Below are 17,894 nucleotides of genomic sequence, written 5' to 3' on the forward strand. Positions count from 1 at the left end.
TTTTAGTAGGCCGGATAAGGCGTTTCGCCGCCATCCGGCGCAACCCCAATCATGTTCGTTTTCGCGCATTCACCGTGTCAGCAAATGCCATCGCCAGCCCCACGGCCAGCCCGGCGATGTGCGCACCATTCGCCATCGACATGCCAAACACATCAAACCACCCGGCAACAATCCAGATCAACGCAAAAGCAATAAGCCCACGCTGTAGATATATGCCGCTTTGCGGATCGCGTTCACCACGTAGCCAGGCGTAACCCATCAGCGCGTAAACCACGCCGGAAAGCCCACCAAACCACGGGCCGCTGAACTTCTGCTGTACATAACCGCTCAGCAATGCGCTGATGACGGTAATAACGATCAGTTTTCCGCTGCCCAGACGCTTTTCCACCGCCCCACCGATATACCACCACCACAACAGGTTGAAGAGGATATGCATTAACGAGAAGTGCATAAACGCATGGGTGAAATAGCGCCAGAACTCAAATTTCAGTGACGGATCAAACGGCCACGCCAGCCACACCATGACGCTCTGCGCGCCGACGATGCTCATCACAACGAACACCAGGATACAGGCGATCATAATAAGCCAGGTGACCGGGCCCGCCCTCTCGCGCAATGTGGCGATAAACGGGAAACGGCGATAGTGCAGCCCACTGCCGGTATGACCGGACTGCCAGCTTGCCGCCAGATAACGCGGATCGGCGGGATTTTCCAGAAAGCGCGCCAGCTCCGCCCGCACGCGCTCGGCCTGAGATTCGTCCGCCAGCCAGACATCGCTTTGATGATGTTGTTGAATCGTCAGGATAACGCCCTGCGTCGCCATGTAATCAACAAATGCCTGCGCCACGCGGGGGTTAGCAAAAGAGGTAATCATCAACATTGTTGCTGTCGCTTAGTCCACACAAAAGAGGACAGTATATAGGCCCTTCCGGCTTCAGGCTGCATCTTTGTGGGCTTAAGCGCCAAATGCCACCTCTGAGGGGAAATGGCGGTGCCAGGCATCAAACCCGCCATCAATACTGTAAACCGCGTCATAACCCTGTTGTAGCAGGTACTGTGCCGCGCCTTTGCTGCTATTGCCGTGATAGCACATCACCATCACCACGGTATCGAAATCATGGTCGCGCATAAACGCGCCCAGCGTATCGTTGGTCAGATGGAACGCCTGCGGCGTGTGGCCCATCGCATAGCTTTGCGGATCGCGGATATCCACCAGCACCGCCGTTCCCTGGTGCAGTTTCTGGTGAGCTTCTTCGACATTAATACATTCAAACTGATCCATGAGTCTCTCTTTCTTTTATATGCAGGCTTTATATGCAGATGGCTATTTTACCGTTCAGTGTACGTCGCCGGGGTAAGTAAACGCCATAATGTTATATGTATCACTCTAAAATGTTTTTTCGATGTTACCACCAGCTCGTTTTTTTGCTATTATGCTCGATAACGAACATTTTTGAGCTTTAACGAAAGTGCAAGAGGGTAGCATGGAAACCAAAGATCTGATTGTGATAGGCGGGGGCATTAACGGTGCGGGTATCGCGGCAGACGCCGCCGGACGTGGTTTATCCGTGCTCATGCTGGAAGCGCAGGATTTGGCCTGTGCAACCTCTTCCGCCAGCTCTAAATTAATTCACGGTGGCTTGCGCTACCTTGAACACTACGAATTCCGCCTGGTCAGCGAAGCGCTGGCCGAACGTGAAGTGCTGCTGAAAATGGCGCCGCACATCGCCTTCCCGATGCGCTTCCGCCTGCCTCACCGCCCGCACCTGCGCCCGGCATGGATGATCCGAATTGGTCTGTTTATGTACGATCATCTGGGCAAACGCACCAGTCTGCCCGGTTCAACCGGTTTGCGTTTTGGCGCAGATTCGGTGCTGAAACCTGAGATCGTGCGCGGTTTCGAATATTCTGACTGCTGGGTAGACGATGCGCGTCTGGTTCTGGCAAACGCCCAAATGGTGGTGCGTAAAGGCGGGGAAGTGTTAACCCGTACCCGAGCGACCTCTGCCCGTCGTGAAAACGGTCTGTGGATCGTAGAAGCGGAAGATATCGATACCGGTAAAAAGCACACCTGGCAGGCGCGTGGTCTGGTCAACGCCACGGGGCCGTGGGTAAAACAGTTCTTCGACGACGGTATGCACCTGCCTTCACCCTACGGCATTCGTCTGATCAAAGGCAGCCACATTGTGGTGCCGCGCGTGCATACGCAGAAACAGGCTTATATCCTGCAAAACGAAGATAAGCGTATCGTATTTGTGATTCCGTGGATGGATGAGTTCTCAATCATCGGCACCACTGACGTGGAGTACAAAGGCGATCCGAAAGCAGTGAAAATTGATGAAAGCGAAATCAATTACCTGTTGAAAGTCTATAACGCGCACTTCAAGAAACAACTGGGCCGCGACGATATCGTCTGGACCTACTCCGGCGTGCGTCCGCTGTGCGACGACGAGTCTGATTCTCCGCAGGCGATCACCCGTGACTACACGCTGGATATCCACGATGAAAACGGCAAAGCGCCGCTGCTGTCGGTATTCGGCGGTAAGCTGACCACTTATCGTAAGCTGGCCGAACACGCGATGGAAAAACTGTCGTCCTATTACCAGGGCATTGGCCCGGCCTGGACTAAAGAGTGCGTGCTTCCTGGCGGGGATATCGGCGGCGATCGTGAAGATTACGCGGCCAAACTGCGCCGCCGCTATCCGTTCCTGACGGAGTCGCTGGCGCGTCATTATTCCCGCACCTACGGCAGCAATACCGAGTGGATACTCGGCGAAGCCACCTCCGTTGCCGAGTTAGGTGAAGATTTCGGTCACGAACTTTACGAAGCGGAGCTGAAGTATCTGGTGGATCACGAATGGGTACGTCGTGCGGACGACGCGTTGTGGCGCCGCACCAAAGAAGGGATGTGGCTCAACGCCGAGCAGCAGTCCCGCGTGAGCCAGTGGCTGGCGGAATATATTGGCAAACGTCAGTTGTCGCTGGCGTCTTAATCTTCATAAAGGAGGGCGGCTTCCGTAGCCCCTCCTTTATTTTCACTATCCCCCCCACCTTAATTTCTTTCCTTGTGAAAGCCGTATAATGACGATGTTTCATACCCCTTCTAAACGTTTTCCTATTTTCAGTTAATCCAGCTTCTTCCTCTACGCGTCCCGCTTTCACAGGCGTATGGTACTTTTGGATGATATTTCACGGAGAGATTCTTATGTCACAGCAGGGACTGCGCTTTACGCTGGATGTGGACGGATTAACGCAGACGGCAACCGCTGTCGTCAGCTTCACCCTCCACCAGAGTCTCTCCACGCCCTTTTTACTCAGTGTCGATATTGCCAGCAGTCTGCCTGACCTCACCGCCGTCAGTTTCCTCGAAAAAAACGCCACCCTGACCATCTGGCTGGGTGATATCCCGCAGCGCTACCTTCACGGCATCATTACGGGCATGGAAACCGGGGAAAACAACAACTGGCAGATGAATTACACCCTGACCCTTTCTCCCCCGCTCTGGCGCTGTGGCCTGCGCCAGAACTTCCGTATCTTTCAGCAGCAGGATATTCAGGCCATTTCCGCCACCCTGCTCACTGAAAACGGCGTCACCGGATGGGTGCCTTCCTTTTATGAACCTCACCCGGCGCGGGAGTTCTGCGTACAGTATGGGGAAACCGACCTCGGCTTTCTCACCCGGCTGTGGGCTGAAGAAGGCATTTTCTTCTTTGACTGGTTCCACCCGACCGGTCCAGACCAGAAGCTGGTGCTCTGCGATGACGTCGCCGGTGTTTCCACCCTCGGCTCCCTGCCCTTTAACCCGAATACCCGCGAAATCTCCACTGAATGCATCAGCGAGTTCCACTACCGGGCGCAGGTGCGTCCTTCATCGGTGGAAAACCAGGATTACACCTTTAAAACACCCGGATGGCCCGGCTGGTTCAGCCACCAGGCCACGAACCTGAACGGCCAGCGCACGCAGTATGAAATCTTCGACTGGCCGGGACGCTTCAAGGACGAGCAGCACGGTCAGGCTTTCGCCCGCTACCAGGCTGAAGGCCACCGGCATGATGCTGAAACCGCAGCCTGTGTGAGCAACTCCCCGAAACTGTGGCCCGGAAAACGTTTCACCCTCACCGGCCACCCTTCATTAACGCTGAACCGGGAGTGGCAGGTGACAGGCAGTGTGCTGAAAGGGAAACAGCCACAGGCACAGCATGGCCACCAGGGTGAAGGCACCACGCTCAGTAACAGCCTGGACGTCATCCCGGCAGACCGGACATGGCGCTCCTCCCCGTTGCCCAAACCCTCCGTTGACGGCCCGCAGAGCGCCATTGTTACCGGCCCGGCTGGCGAGGAAATCTTCTGCGATGAGCATGGTCGTGTCCGGGTACGTTTTCACTGGGACCGCTATTGTCCGGGAAACGAAGACAGCTCCTGCTGGATACGGGTGTCACAGGCGTGGGCCGGGGCCGGATTTGGTAACCTCGCCATTCCGCGCGTGGGCCAGGAAGTGATAGTGGACTTCCTCAACGGCGACCCGGACCAGCCCATCATCATGGGACGCACCTACCACCAGGACAACCGCTCGCCGGGCAGTCTGCCGGGCACGAAAACGCAGATGACCATCCGCTCAAAAACCTACAAAGGCGGTGGATTTAATGAGCTGCGGTTTGAGGATGCGACTGATAATGAAGAAATTTTCCTGCATGCGCAGAAAAACATGCAGGTGAAGGTACTCAATAGTAAGGACGTGCGGGTTAATTATGACCGTACTGTCAGCATTGGTCATGACGAATCGCTGGTGGTGGCCAATGACCGGAAAGTGACCGTTGACGGGAAGCAGGATCACAAAACAACAAAAGACCATGTCAGTTTAGTGGAAGGTAGCCACGGTCTGGAAGTAAAAGGTGATCTGGCGCAGAAGATTGCTGGTGCTCTCGGTATCAAAGTTCAGGGCGATATTGTTTTGCAAAGCGACAGCAAAATCAGTCTGCGGGTAGGTGGTTCGTTTGTGGTGATACATGCGGGCGGCGTGGATGTCATGGGACCGAAAATTAATCTTAACAGCCGCGGCAGTCCCGGCGAAGTTATCCTGCCAATGCGCCCGATGATCCTGAAGGCCGCTGCGGGAAGTGGAACCGTATTTGTATCGCATTGTCCGAAGGAGAATTAAAACTGATGGAAATCACTCCTGTACAATATGCCATTGTGGATGGTGCCGTGGAAGAAGATTTGCTGGATTTTCTGCACCAAAATAATCCTCCACACTGTTGCCTGTTTCCTCCGCCAGTCCAGTCAGACCTAGTCGAGATATCTCCTTACCTGCTGGAGGTCACACAGGAAGTAGCCAGGTGGCTGACTACAAAGGAAACGCCCTGGGGAATATATTTTTATTCATATAATAAGATTCATTTGCTAGTACAACATTTCCGCCATTATCTGTGGGCTAACATACCAGAACAGAGCAAGCCAGTATTATTTAGATTTTATGATCCGCGTAATATCTGGGCACTGGTTAATGTATTGACTCCTTTCGAACTCTACAAATTTATTGAGCCAGTCAATAAAATTATTACTCAATATTCAGAAGAAAGACGGGAGGATGATTTTTCCTCATTCCGTCAGTCAGGAAAAAGAAACATTACTGGAAAAAGTGATGCTGTACTGACTTTCTCCCAACGACAATATGATCTGCTGAACAGACAGGCACAAAAAAACTATATCAAAACACTGGAGCTATATATACGCAATTATTACACAGAAAAAGGTTCTCCTGTTCCGAAGAAGCAGGAACACAATGGCCATTGTGCTGAGGATTATTTTGATTTTTGTCACTCATTGAATATAAATGATGACAGATCTATCAGAGGCATAATCTATTTACTGCTGGAAAATAAAATTTATAATAACACAGATATTCCACATGAATGGATTGATATGTTAAATAATAATGAAGCGGCAGTACACCGACAGGTTGAAATGTTGCTTCTACAGAAACTGGGTTTTTTCCCTCAGTAAGGAAATTATTATGTCAAAACCGTCATCGACTGCCGGAAAAGCCTGTGTGGAATGTGGTATCCCTGATCCATGCCTGATGGATGTGATTACTGATTTTCCTGAAAATGAAGAACATCATGTCTGGTCGAAAGAGGGAATAGTTCATTTTGAACTGCTGGATGAAGGGGAAGGATGTGATGGAACCATCACTATTGAGAGTAAATGCGACAAAAGCGGGTGCCCGGAAGCATGGCTGGAAGAGCATAAAGAGGGGACTTATGAATCGTTAAGCTCTGATGGAAAGCCAAATAAAGTAACACTTTATTACGGTGGAGAAAAAAAAGGGTTAAGTGTAGTAGATTCATTCAGGAGTCCATGGGAATATCTCAGTTCAATTACTCACCCCGGAGATATGTTTGACGAACCGGCTCATTATGCGGTTGTGGTAAATGGCTGTTACGAGTGCGGCAGATATGTCGAAATTGATGTCTATCCGACGATAGAAATACGTTTTACTGTCGGGTTAAGTTACGATCTTATTTCGTCACAAAGAGAGCGAACTATAAAAGAACGCCGTGATGAGCAAATAAAATCTCGGCAAGCTATGGATAATACTCAGCCCAAAAATAAAAATAAATTACGCGACGGCTGGAAATATAAAACGGCTCAGTTTGAGTTGATGAATAAAACTGCACTGAACGTGGATTTCGGATTAAAAATTTGCAATGTAGAATTTACACATGAATATGAAGAAGAAATCAAAAAACTGCGTAGAACTAAAGCACTTGAGCAGTTAAATCGGGCAGACCAGTTAGTTGATAACCTTAATGCCTATTTTGCTCCTGATCCGGAAAGTGGAAACAAGACGCGGGAATACTCTGTATTTTCATTTAATGCAGAACCGCTAAAAATTGGAGTTTCTTACGCTTATCAGTATACTGATATAAAAGAAGGTCCATGTCATTATTTCGGGTTGTATGGAAAGCCCTTTCTGGAGGCAAAGTTAAGATTTGATATTATTCAGTTTATCTGTGCCTATTGTAAAATTGATACTTTAGTTGGCAAATGCCGAGACTATCTCAAAAGACACGGTACCAGTGTAGAATGCTATATAGAAGTAGCTCCTGGTGTTAATTTGAATATCGGGGCAGCATACAGCAAAAAAGATGATAAATGGGCATTCAAAATCCTCACAGAAAATCAGTTATATCTGGGTATAAAAGGTGTTGTAAGTGCCACCTTTGAAGCCGAAGTTTTTGTGGTAGAACTTAGATCTGAGGCAAAAGCGACTATCGATGCAGCAGCAGGTTTTGCTCTGGATGAGCATGATAATGGTCTGGATCTGGTTTTATACCATGACGGAATTAAGGGAACGTTTAAGTTTTCTGCTGATATCGGAACTGGAGATAAAGATAGTAAAAATACAAGTCAACCTGAGACTAAAAATAACATAGAAGACGAATGGCAATTATCTTCTCCTTTAAAAACAGAAGATTCGCCTTTACGTGTTAATTTATATGGTAAAGAACGTGTTATCCCTCGTCCTGCGATTACTCCTCCTGCTCATTTTGAACCGTGGGCAATGGGTTCCAATCCAAACTGGAATAAAAATGATGAGGATAAAACAGGATATAACGGAATCCCACAAATTTGAGAAAAATATATGAGATTAAAGTATATCACCCTAACAATAATATTAACAGGAGGTATTATGTCGTTAGCAGCATTTTCAAGTAATGAACCACAAAAAATACGAAGCCTTTTTAATATCCAGCAAGCCTACTGTGCAATCAAAACTAATGATGTCACCGGGTTTGATAATCGCAAATCTGCATGGAAGGGACGAGGAGGTGGAATTTCCAGTACCAACACTTTAATGTTGGTGGAAAACGGTGAGAACGAAATCAGCCTGGAGATTGGTGCACTGGGCTGGTTTTCTGATAAGTCACTATCCCCGGAAGAGAGAGGTCATTTCGATCCACAGTCAGCCTGTAGTCTGGAACTTGTACGTTTTAACGGACAGGAAAAGCAAATGCTTTCATCAATAAAAGTGACCATCAGTCCGCAGGGATTACCTGAGGCATTACCTGACAACACGCGTTCCATTACCCGAACCAAAGTTCTGGCAGAGCAGGCCACACCCGGACATATCGATCCCGATTATTTTGATAAGACCTATTTTCCACAAGGAATGGAACTCTACCGGTTTACGCAGAAAGTGACGGTAAGTGGTATTCCGGAATGGGCATGGGTTAAAGCCGAACCTTTCACAGGCAGCAGTGAACAACTTCAAAAGTTACGGACTGCTTACAGTGAGATGGCGAGAATTATCAACAGCCGGGATCGGAACCGCCTGAAGGCGTATGACAAGACTGCACTGGAAGCGTGGTCTGCAACTACCGGTGACAGCGAAGATGAGATACTGTTATCGCAGTTTACAAAAGATGACCTAGAAGGTGGAAAAGCAATACTGCTTCCCATTAAGTGGGAGGATTACGATATTCGAGTCATGAATAAGGGGCGCATGGTCCGAATGTATAATAAATCAAAACCAACTTATTCCCCATTGACATATAAATATACTGACAAAAATGGTGAGGAGTTTATGGGTTATTATGCTCCCGTATTCTCACTAATTGATGGTAAGTTCATTCCTGTTATTTAAAATAACTAGTATGGTTAATGATCCATACTAATATTCGAATCATATTTGTTATAACTTCCCTTGGTTATATAATAGAACAACTGGAGAACTCATGCCATTAGCCGCTAAACTTTCAGACAAAGGTACCCAGCATGACGGTTATCATGAAACCGTTATTATCGCGGGTTCACCAACAGTTTTAATTGACGGACTACCCGCCGCTCGCTTGAACGATCCATTGACCCCCCACGACAAACCCAAACATCCTCCTCACCCACGAAAAATAGCCAGTGGTTCAGGCACCGTATTTATTGATGGCCTGCCAGCTGCCAGAACCGGTGATGCCATTGACTGCGGTGGCGTGGTTATCGGTAGCGGCACAGTCAATATCGGGTGATATACAAGGAGAAGACTATGAGCCTATCCCGATAGGCGTAACCAGCGCAGACAGTTTGAATACGGACAGCGCGGAGAAACGGGAGCGTACACGTACTGCATGAGGATTTCGAGCACTGCCCAAGTTCAAAATGGCAAGTAAACCCTAATGGGATAGGATCTATGTCTAAGATAACAGTTCCAAATCTGTGTGAGCAACTCCCCGAAACTGTGGCCCGGAAAACGTTTCACCCTCACCGGCCACCCTTCATCCACACTGAACCGGGAGTGGCAGGTGACAGTCAGTGTTCTGAAAGGGAAACAGCCACAGGCGCAGCACGGCAACCAGGGTGAAGGCACCACGCTGAGCAACAACGTTGACGTCATCCCGGCTGACCGGACATGGCGCGCCTCCCCCCTGTCAAAACCCTCCGTTGACGGCCCCCAGAGCGCCATTGTCACCGGCCCGGAAGGCGAGGAAATTTTCTGCGATGAGCATGGGCGGGTCCGGGTGCGTTTTCACTGGGACCGCTATTGTCCGGGAAACGAAGACAGTTCCTGCTGGATACGGGTGTCACAGGCGTGGGCCGGAGCCGGGTTTGGCAACCTTGCCATTCCGCGCGTGGGCCAGGAAGTGATAGTCGACTTCCTTAACGGTGACCCGGACCAGCCCATTATTATGGGCCGCACCTACCATCAGGACAACCGTTCACCCGGCAGCCTGCCGGGAACAAAAACGCAGATGACCATCCGCTCGAAAACCTATAAAGGCGGTGGATTTAATGAGCTGCGGTTTGAGGATGCGACGGACCAGGAGCAGGTTTATATCCATGCGCAGAAGAACATGGATACGGAGGTGCTGAACAACCGTACCACCGACGTGGAGGTGGACCACACCGAAACCATCGGTAACAACCAGAAAATCACCGTGGGTCTGGGACAAACGGTCACTGTGGGTAAGGAGAATGCCGGAGGGCATGACCAGACTGTGACGGTGGCTCATGACCAGAGCGTGAGTGTCGGCAATGACCAGACGCTGAAGGTGAAGAACGACCGGATGGTGAGCATCAGCCATGACGACGGGCTGTACGTGGCGAATGACCGCAGGGTGACGGTGGACGGAAAACAGGAGCACACCACCCGCGGAGACCATATCAGTCTGGTGAAAGGCAGCCACAGTCTGGAGGTGAAAGGCGACCTCGCGCAGAAGGTGGCGGGTGCGCTGGGGATTAAGGTCCAAGGCGACATTGTCCTGGAGAGCAGCAGCCAGATAAGCCTGAAGGTGGGCGGTTCGTTCATTGTTATCCATCCGGGTGGCGTGGACATTATGGGGCCGAAAATTAATCTTAACAGCGGGGGCAGTCCGGGGGCGCCAGTGGGGACTCTGCAATCGACAGTGCTGGCGGATGAAGGGGACGATATGGTATCCGGACAGATTAGTGGAAACTCCGGCAGTGATAGTGGAGCCGGAAGCGGAGGAAACTCGGGGGGAGATAGTGAAACGGGTAACTCCAACAATCCAGAAAATCCAAAAGAGGTTAATCCAGATGTAATTACAACAGAAACAATGGTTGCTATGCCTGCTGATCGTGCCAGGAGAAAGATTGGTGTAGGCGAGCAAGTTAACTTGACATGTAATAACGAAGTTTCTAATTGGTCTATGTCACCGAATGAGAGCGGAGAGTTGACAAAAACAGGTAGCAATACTGCTAGTTTTACTGCCTCTGATAAAGCAGTTGTGGTTACAGTGACCGCGACTACAGCCACTGGGACGATTGATATTCAATTCACTGTTGTAGAACCATCTGCCTTTGTGATGAATCGAAAATCAGGATCGCCATTACTTCATCACTATGGATACCCTGATTGTGGATGGTTAGGCAGGCCATATGTTGAACCTGTAGATGTTAACTTTTATGCTATTTTTATAAGGGAAAGAGATTCTCAGGCTACAGGGACTGGGCCTTATAGTAGTTTGACGGGACGGTGGCATGGGAATTATGCTACAGGTACTTCTGATTGGTTCCTAATTGATGCTCAAGAGTACTCTCCTTACTTCGGAAGCACCTTGGATCCAAGTGTTTTTGATAAGATTTTTGCTACTATAGGCTCTAATGCAGGAACCAAACCGCCATTTACCCCTTGTGTTCTTTCTATGCCCATACAATGGGAGTGGACTATTGATAAAACGAAGATTTATAGTTTTCCTCAAACAGAGCAAAGACATGAAATTTCCACAGATGGCCGTTGTACAACGACTAAAACAGTACATCATGAAACTACAATATATACTGATCCAGATAGTGGTCTTCAGTTTATGCATCGTTAGTATAACCGCAATGAATAGTGAGAATAATATGGTGGATAATATCGATTCAAATCTAAATAACGTCAAAAACAAAATATCAACATTCAAAGAAAATCCTGCACTTGAAGCTAATAATGCCAACTTGCGAGGTGCACTTTCTATACTGAACAATACAAATGTTTTGAAATTTGATTTAACACCATCTGAATTTAAAAAATATAGATTAGATGAGTTAAAATATCATATTGAAATTATTGAGTTGTTTGAAAAACACCACATTAAAAACTATAGATCAAGTAAACCTTATTACATGAATGTCATGCCTCCTCAAGGCGCAGTAGATGGACCTATATTTGGCACTGTAGATCCAGCTATAATTAAAAATAAAAAAACCAGGGAACAGTATAAATCAGATCTCGAAGAAAATAATAAAATTGGAAAAGAAATTGCATTCCAGGGAGAACTAACCAAGCTAAAATATGCTCTTGAAGCTCCAAACATCAAAATTGGTAGTATTGCCACAATTGAACTTTTCATCAAAAACAATTATACAAACGACTCATTTGATATAATTGAAATAAAAAAATCCATTAATGAATCAAAACTAGAGCCTCATATTAAGAATAAAATTCTTGATGACATAATTGGACATAAAAATTCCAACCAATAGAATAAACACTCCAAACAATACTAATCATTATATAATCCAATATTCATTTTCCTTGGTTGGAATAATAATTCAGGTCGGTAAATTTAACGAATGGTACTTTGAGGATGCGACAGACCAAAAACAGGTGTATATATAAAAACAGGAAGTCACTTAAAATCGTTTGATACTATTCCAAACTAAATACTTTATAAACTTTTAAGTTCTTAAGGAGTTGATATGTCATTAGCTGCTAAACTTTCAGACAAAGGTACCCAGCATGACGGTTATCATGAAACCGTTATTATCGCGGGTTCACCAACAGTTTCTATCGACGGGCTACCCGCTGCCCGTATGGGTGACCCGCTGACGCCCCACGACAAACCCAAACATCCTCCTCACCCACGAAAAATAGCCAGTGGTTCAGGTACCGTATTTATTGACGGCCTGCCTGCCGCCAGAACCGGTGATGCCATTGACTGCGGTGGCGTGGTTATCGGCAACGGTACAGTCAATATTGGCTGATATACAAGGCAAAGGTAATGAAATATTACTCTCGAATACAAACAAGCAATGCTCTATTAAGGAAGCCAATATACGGCATCATGCAAAAACAACAGTCTGCGTGAGTCACTCTCCTAAACTGTAGGCCCGGTAAGCGTCAGCGCCACCGGGCCTTTTGCCGGATGGCGACTAACGCCTTATCCGTCCTACAGGTAGTCCTGTCCCTTGTTACAACCTTACCGAATCAATGTGCCAGATATTTTCGGCATACTCCTTGATCGTCCTGTCGGAGGAGAAATACCCCATATTGGCGATATTGAGCATCGCTTTCGCGGTCCACTCTTCGGGATGACGATACAATTCATCCACCTTATCCTGACAATCAACATAGCTACGATAATCCGCCAGCACCTGATAGTGGTCGCCAAAGTTAATCAACGAATCCACCAGATCACGGTAGCGCCCCGGCTCTTCCGGGCTGAACACGCCGCTGCCGATCTGCGTCAGCACCTGGTGCAGCTCCGTATCTTTTTCGTAATACTCGCGCGGTTTATAGCCCTGCTTGCGCAGTTCTTCCACTTCTTCCGCCGTATTACCAAAGATAAAGATATTCTCCGCCCCCACATGCTCCAGCATCTCGACGTTTGCGCCGTCCAGCGTACCGATGGTCAGCGCGCCGTTAAGCGCAAACTTCATGTTACTGGTGCCGGACGCCTCCGTACCCGCCAGCGAAATCTGCTCAGACAGGTCGGCGGCAGGAATAATGACCTGCGCCAGGCTCACGCTGTAGTTCGGGATAAACACCACTTTCAGCTTATCGCCAATCTGCGGATCGTTGTTGATCACCTTAGCAACGTCATTGATCAGGTGAATAATGTGCTTCGCCATGTAATAGGCCGAAGCCGCCTTACCGGCAAAGATATTCACGCGCGGCACCCATTCCGCCTCAGGATCTTCCTTGATGCGGTTATAACGCGTAATCACATGCAGCACATTCATCAACTGACGTTTGTACTCGTGAATACGTTTAATCTGCACATCAAACAACGCCTTCGGATTGACCACCACGTTCAACTGCTGAGCGATGAGTATTGCCAGCCGTTTTTTGTTTTCCAGCTTCGCCTGGCGCACCGCGTGATTCACCAGCGGGAAATCGCAATGCTGCTGTAGTTCGCTTAGCTGGCTGAGATCCGTACGCCAGGTGCGCCCGATATTTTCGTCCAGCACCTCAGAAAGCGACGGGTTCGCCAGCGCCAGCCAGCGGCGCGGCGTCACACCGTTGGTCACGTTGCAGAAGCGGGTCGGGAAGATACTCGCAAAATCAGCAAACAGCGACTGCACCATCAGGTTAGAGTGCAGCTCCGACACGCCATTCACTTTATGGCTCACCACTACCGCCAGCCACGCCATACGGACGCGACGACCGTTGGACTCATCGATAATCGACGCCCGCCCCAGCAGAGCGGTATCGTTGGGATACTGCTCCTGCAACGTTTTCAGGAAGTAGTCGTTAATCTCAAAGATGATCTGCAAATGACGCGGCAGGATTTTACCCAGCATATCCACCGGCCAGGTTTCCAGCGCTTCGCTCATCAGCGTGTGGTTGGTGTAGGAGAAGACCTGGCAGCACACCTCAAACGCATCGTCCCAGCTGAATTTGTGCTCATCAATCAACAAGCGCATCAGTTCCGGGATCGACAGCACCGGGTGAGTATCATTGAGGTGAATGGCGATTTTATCCGCCAGGTTGTCATAGGTTTTATGCAGCTGGTAGTGGCGGCTCAGAATGTCCTGTACCGTTGAAGAAACCAGGAAGTACTCCTGACGCAGGCGCAGCTCGCGTCCCGAATAGGTGGAGTCATCCGGGTAAAGCACGCGGGATACGTTTTCAGAGTGGTTTTTATCCTCTACCGCCGCGAAATAGTCGCCCTGGTTAAATTTACCAAGGTTGATTTCGCTACTGGCCTGAGCGCTCCACAGGCGCAGCGTGTTGGTGGCGTCGGTATCATAGCCCGGGATAATCTGGTCATAGGCCACCGCCAGAATCTCTTCGGTTTCAATCCAGCGGGCTTTCTTGCCTTCCTGCTGAATTCGCCCGCCGAAACGCACTTTGTAGCGCGTATTATGGCGTTTGAACTCCCACGGATTGCCGTATTCCAGCCAGTAGTCCGGGGACTCTTTCTGCCGCCCCTCGACAATGTTCTGCTTGAACATGCCGTAGTCGTAGCGAATCCCATAGCCGCGCCCCGGCAGGCCCAGGGTCGCCAGCGAATCGAGGAAGCACGCCGCCAGACGGCCAAGACCGCCGTTGCCAAGACCGGGGTCGTTCTCTTCATCAATCAGTTCTTCGAGATCCAGCCCCATCGCTTCCAGCGCCCCTTTAACATCGTCGTAAATACCCAACGATAACAAGGCATTGGAGAGGGTTCGGCCAATCAAAAATTCCATCGACAGGTAATAGACCTGACGGGTTTCCTGCGACAGTTGAGCACGGTTAGAACGCAGCCAGCGTTCCACGAGGCGATCGCGCACCGCGAACAGCGTGGCGTTCAGCCATTCATGTTTATTGGCAATGACCGGATCTTTACCAATCGTGAACATCAGTTTGTAGGCAATAGAATGCTTAAGCGCTTCTACGCTAAGAGTGGGCGATGCATAAGTAAATGGAGCATTCATATAGGTGATTCCTGGATAACTATTTCAAGCGATAGTAAAGCTCGCGGTAAGACTTCGCCGCGACTTGCCAGCTAAAATCCATGGCCATAGCCTGCCGTTGCACAAACCGCCAGAGCGAAGGTCGGGACCACAACACGAAAGCACGCCGGATCGCCCGTAACAGAGACCAGGCATTACTATCTTCAAATACAAACCCACTGGCGATGCCGTCCGCCAGGTTTTCCAGCGAACTGTCCGACACCGTATCAGCAAGCCCACCGGTACGCCGCACCAACGGCAGCGTGCCGTACTTCAGTCCGTATAACTGCGTTAAGCCGCACGGCTCAAAGCGGCTGGGCACCAGAATGACATCCGCCCCGCCCATGATGCGGTGAGAGAAGGCTTCGTGATAGCCGATCTGCACGCCCACCTGGCCTGGGTGTTCCGCCGCCGCCGCTAAAAATCCTTCCTGCAATACCGGATCGCCCGCGCCCAGCAGCGCCAGTTGCCCGCCCTGCTCCAGCAATCCCGGCAACGCCTCCAGCACCAGATCCAGCCCTTTCTGGCTGGTCAGACGGCTGACCACGGCGAACAGCGGCGCTTTGTCATCCACTTTCAGCCCCATCGCAATCTGTAGCTGGCGCTTGTTCTCCGCTTTCTCCTCCAGCGAGTCACGCGTATAGCGCGCCGCCAGCAGCAGATCCGTTTCCGGGCTCCAGATTTTCTCATCCACGCCATTCAGCACACCGGACAGACGCCCTTCCTGATGACGCTGACGCAGCAGGCCTTCCATCCCGTACGCGAACTGCGGCTCGGTAATTTCACGCGCATAGGTCGGGCTCACCGCCGTAATATGGTCGGCGTAATACAACCCCGCCTTCAGGAATGAAATCTGCCCGTTAAACTCCAGACCATGCATGTTATAGAACGACCATGGCAGTTGGATGTCATCCATGTGATGTGCATAAAACATGCCTTGATAGGCCAGGTTGTGTACGGTAAACACCGATTTCGCCGGACGCCCGCGCGCAGCCAGATACGCAGGCGCCAGGCCTGCATGCCAGTCGTGCGCATGCACCACATCCGGGCGCCAGAATGGATCAAGCCCGCAGGCCATTTCACATCCCACCCATCCCAACAGCGCAAACCGCAGGACGTTATCGGTATAGGCGAATAAATTTGTATCGTGATAAGGGCTTCCCGGACGGTCATACAGATGCGGCGCATCAATCAGGTAGATTCCCACGCCGTTATAATGCCCGAACAGGAGCGTAATTCTTCCCGCAAAGGTATCGCGCCGGGTCACTACCTGCGCATCCGGGATGCCCCGACGAATATCAGAAAATGCAGGAAGCAGCACACGAGCATCCACACCATCCGCAATCTGTGCCGCAGGCAACGCGCCAATCACATCCGCCAGACCACCTGTTTTTAGCAGGGGGAACATCTCTGAACATACATGTAAAACCTGCATTATCGCTCCTGTTTGACCTGCAATTTGCGCAGCATTTCACGCGTGACCAGCACAATGCCTTCCTCTGAGCGGTAGAAACGACGGGCATCTTCTTCCGCGTTTTCGCCAATCACCATACCTTCCGGGATTACGCAGGCGCGATCGATGATGCAACGACGCAAGCGGCATGAGCGTCCAACCCAAACCTCTGGCAGCAGGACTGCCGAATCGATGTTACAGAATGAGTTCACCCTCACGCGCGGGAACAGGACGGACTGCACCACCACCGAACCGGATATAATGCACCCGCCGGAGACCAGCGAGTTGAGCGTCATGCCGTGGCTGCCGGAGCGATCCTGAACAAATTTCGCAGGCGGCAGAGACTCCATGTGCGTGCGGATCGGCCAGTCTTGATCATACATGTCGAGTTCCGGCGTCACCGAGGCCAGGTCGAGATTGGCTTTCCAGTAGGCTTCCAGCGTTCCCACATCGCGCCAGTAAGGTTCAGATTCGGGATCGGACTGCACGCAGGACAGCGGGAATGGATGCGCATATGCCATACCGGCTTTGGTGATTTTTGGGATGATATCTTTACCGAAATCGTGGCTGGAGGTGTCGTCTTTGTCGTCCTCCTCCAGCAACTCATACAGATAATCGGCGTTGAAAATGTAGATCCCCATGCTGGCGAGAGATTTCGTCGCGTCGCCAGGCATGGCTGGCGGATTCGCCGGTTTTTCAACAAACTCGATGATCTTATCGCTCTCGTCCACCGCCATCACGCCAAACGCGGTGGCCTCTTCAATCGGCACCGGCATACACGCCACGGTGCAGCGCGCTCCTTTTTCGAAGTGGTCGATCAGCATGCGCGAGTAGTCCTGCTTGTAGATATGATCGCCCGCGAGGATCACCACATATTCCGCTTTATAGCGACGAATGATGTCCAGGTTCTGGGTCACGGCATCTGCCGTTCCACGATACCAGTTTTCGCCCTGCATCCTTTGCTGGGCGGGAAGCAGGTCGACGAATTCGTTCATCTCTTCGCTGAAGAATGACCAGCCGCGCTGAATATGCTGTACCAGAGTATGAGACTGGTATTGCGTGATCACGCCAATACGGCGGATCCCGGAGTTAATACAGTTGGATAAGGCAAAATCGATGATGCGGAACTTACCGCCAAAGTGCACGGCAGGTTTGGCACGTTTGTTGGTTAAATCTTTCAGGCGTGTACCACGGCCACCGGCCAGGATCAGGGCAACAGATTTTAATGGCAGCTGGCGCGCCAACATTACACGATCGTTCTTCTCTAAACTCACCATGACTAACTCCT

General features: G+C 50.1%; 13 protein-coding genes and 1 pseudogene. 9 read left to right on the forward strand and 5 right to left on the reverse strand.

The genetic code is table 11. From position 1 onward, the window contains the following. Window positions 1–49 precede the first annotated feature (49 nt). Together glpG and glpE are read right to left on the reverse strand one after the other, a co-directional pair. Complete coding sequence (gene glpG / locus OGV83_RS08255) at window positions 50–880, reverse strand: rhomboid family intramembrane serine protease GlpG (RefSeq protein WP_012135528.1); 831 nt, start codon at window positions 878–880, stop codon at window positions 50–52. 75 nt (window positions 881–955) lie between these two features. Further along, a complete protein-coding gene (glpE, locus tag OGV83_RS08260) occupies window positions 956–1,282 on the reverse strand; it encodes a thiosulfate sulfurtransferase GlpE (protein WP_012135529.1) in 327 nt (108 codons plus the stop codon). Between the two features lie 202 nt (window positions 1,283–1,484). On the opposite strand from glpE, the gene glpD reads away from it, so the two are divergent. The 9 genes and pseudogenes from glpD to OGV83_RS08305 all read left to right on the forward strand — a co-directional run bounded on the left by glpD (window position 1,485) and on the right by OGV83_RS08305 (window position 12,480). Beyond that, entirely contained in the window at window positions 1,485–2,993 is a 1,509-nt protein-coding gene (gene glpD / locus OGV83_RS08265; protein WP_012135531.1) for a glycerol-3-phosphate dehydrogenase, read from the forward strand. Window positions 2,994–3,205: 212 nt separating this feature from the next. Beyond that, window positions 3,206–5,158: a type VI secretion system Vgr family protein gene (locus OGV83_RS08270; protein WP_058668207.1), complete on the forward strand. Its 1,953-nt coding sequence runs from the start codon at window positions 3,206–3,208 to the stop codon at window positions 5,156–5,158. Window positions 5,159–5,163: 5 nt separating this feature from the next. After that, a complete protein-coding gene (locus tag OGV83_RS08275; RefSeq protein WP_049012082.1) occupies window positions 5,164–6,003 on the forward strand; it encodes a DUF4123 domain-containing protein in 840 nt (279 codons plus the stop codon). A 10-nt stretch (window positions 6,004–6,013) separates the two neighbouring features. Further along, a complete protein-coding gene (locus OGV83_RS08280) occupies window positions 6,014–7,636 on the forward strand; it encodes a hypothetical protein (RefSeq protein ID WP_060816133.1) in 1,623 nt (540 codons plus the stop codon). Between the two features lie 57 nt (window positions 7,637–7,693). Then, window positions 7,694–8,647 (forward strand): hypothetical protein, encoded by a 954-nt coding sequence (locus OGV83_RS08285; protein ID WP_058668209.1) that lies wholly within the window; start codon window positions 7,694–7,696, stop codon window positions 8,645–8,647. A 91-nt stretch (window positions 8,648–8,738) separates the two neighbouring features. Beyond that, a complete protein-coding gene (locus tag OGV83_RS08290; protein ID WP_072272059.1) occupies window positions 8,739–9,023 on the forward strand; it encodes a type VI secretion system PAAR protein in 285 nt (94 codons plus the stop codon). Between the two features lie 192 nt (window positions 9,024–9,215). Continuing rightward, window positions 9,216–10,403: pseudogene (tssI, locus tag OGV83_RS08295) on the forward strand (type VI secretion system tip protein TssI/VgrG); the annotation flags it as partial. A 955-nt stretch (window positions 10,404–11,358) separates the two neighbouring features. Beyond that, window positions 11,359–11,979 carry a hypothetical protein gene (locus OGV83_RS08300; RefSeq protein ID WP_286463415.1) on the forward strand — a complete coding sequence of 207 codons (621 nt, stop codon included), beginning with the start codon at window positions 11,359–11,361 and terminating at the stop codon, window positions 11,977–11,979. A gap of 216 nt (window positions 11,980–12,195) precedes the next feature. After that, a complete protein-coding gene (locus OGV83_RS08305; protein ID WP_058668211.1) occupies window positions 12,196–12,480 on the forward strand; it encodes a type VI secretion system PAAR protein in 285 nt (94 codons plus the stop codon). A gap of 207 nt (window positions 12,481–12,687) precedes the next feature. On the opposite strand, the gene glgP is transcribed toward OGV83_RS08305, so the two are convergent. The 3 genes from glgP to glgC are packed head-to-tail and all read right to left on the reverse strand — an operon-like array spanning window position 12,688 to window position 17,883. Beyond that, a complete protein-coding gene (gene glgP / locus OGV83_RS08310) occupies window positions 12,688–15,135 on the reverse strand; it encodes a glycogen phosphorylase (protein WP_012135533.1) in 2,448 nt (815 codons plus the stop codon). Window positions 15,136–15,154: 19 nt separating this feature from the next. Further along, window positions 15,155–16,588 carry a glycogen synthase GlgA gene (gene glgA, locus OGV83_RS08315; RefSeq protein ID WP_286463416.1) on the reverse strand — a complete coding sequence of 478 codons (1,434 nt, stop codon included), beginning with the start codon at window positions 16,586–16,588 and terminating at the stop codon, window positions 15,155–15,157. Beyond that, window positions 16,588–17,883 (reverse strand): glucose-1-phosphate adenylyltransferase, encoded by a 1,296-nt coding sequence (glgC, locus tag OGV83_RS08320; protein ID WP_024131017.1) that lies wholly within the window; start codon window positions 17,881–17,883, stop codon window positions 16,588–16,590. Before glgC ends, glgA begins: the two co-directional genes overlap by 1 nt. Window positions 17,884–17,894 lie beyond the last annotated feature (11 nt).

The sequence above is a fragment of the Citrobacter sp. CK189 genome (genome assembly GCF_030333505.1).
Lineage (GTDB): Bacteria > Pseudomonadota > Gammaproteobacteria > Enterobacterales > Enterobacteriaceae > Citrobacter_B > Citrobacter_B koseri.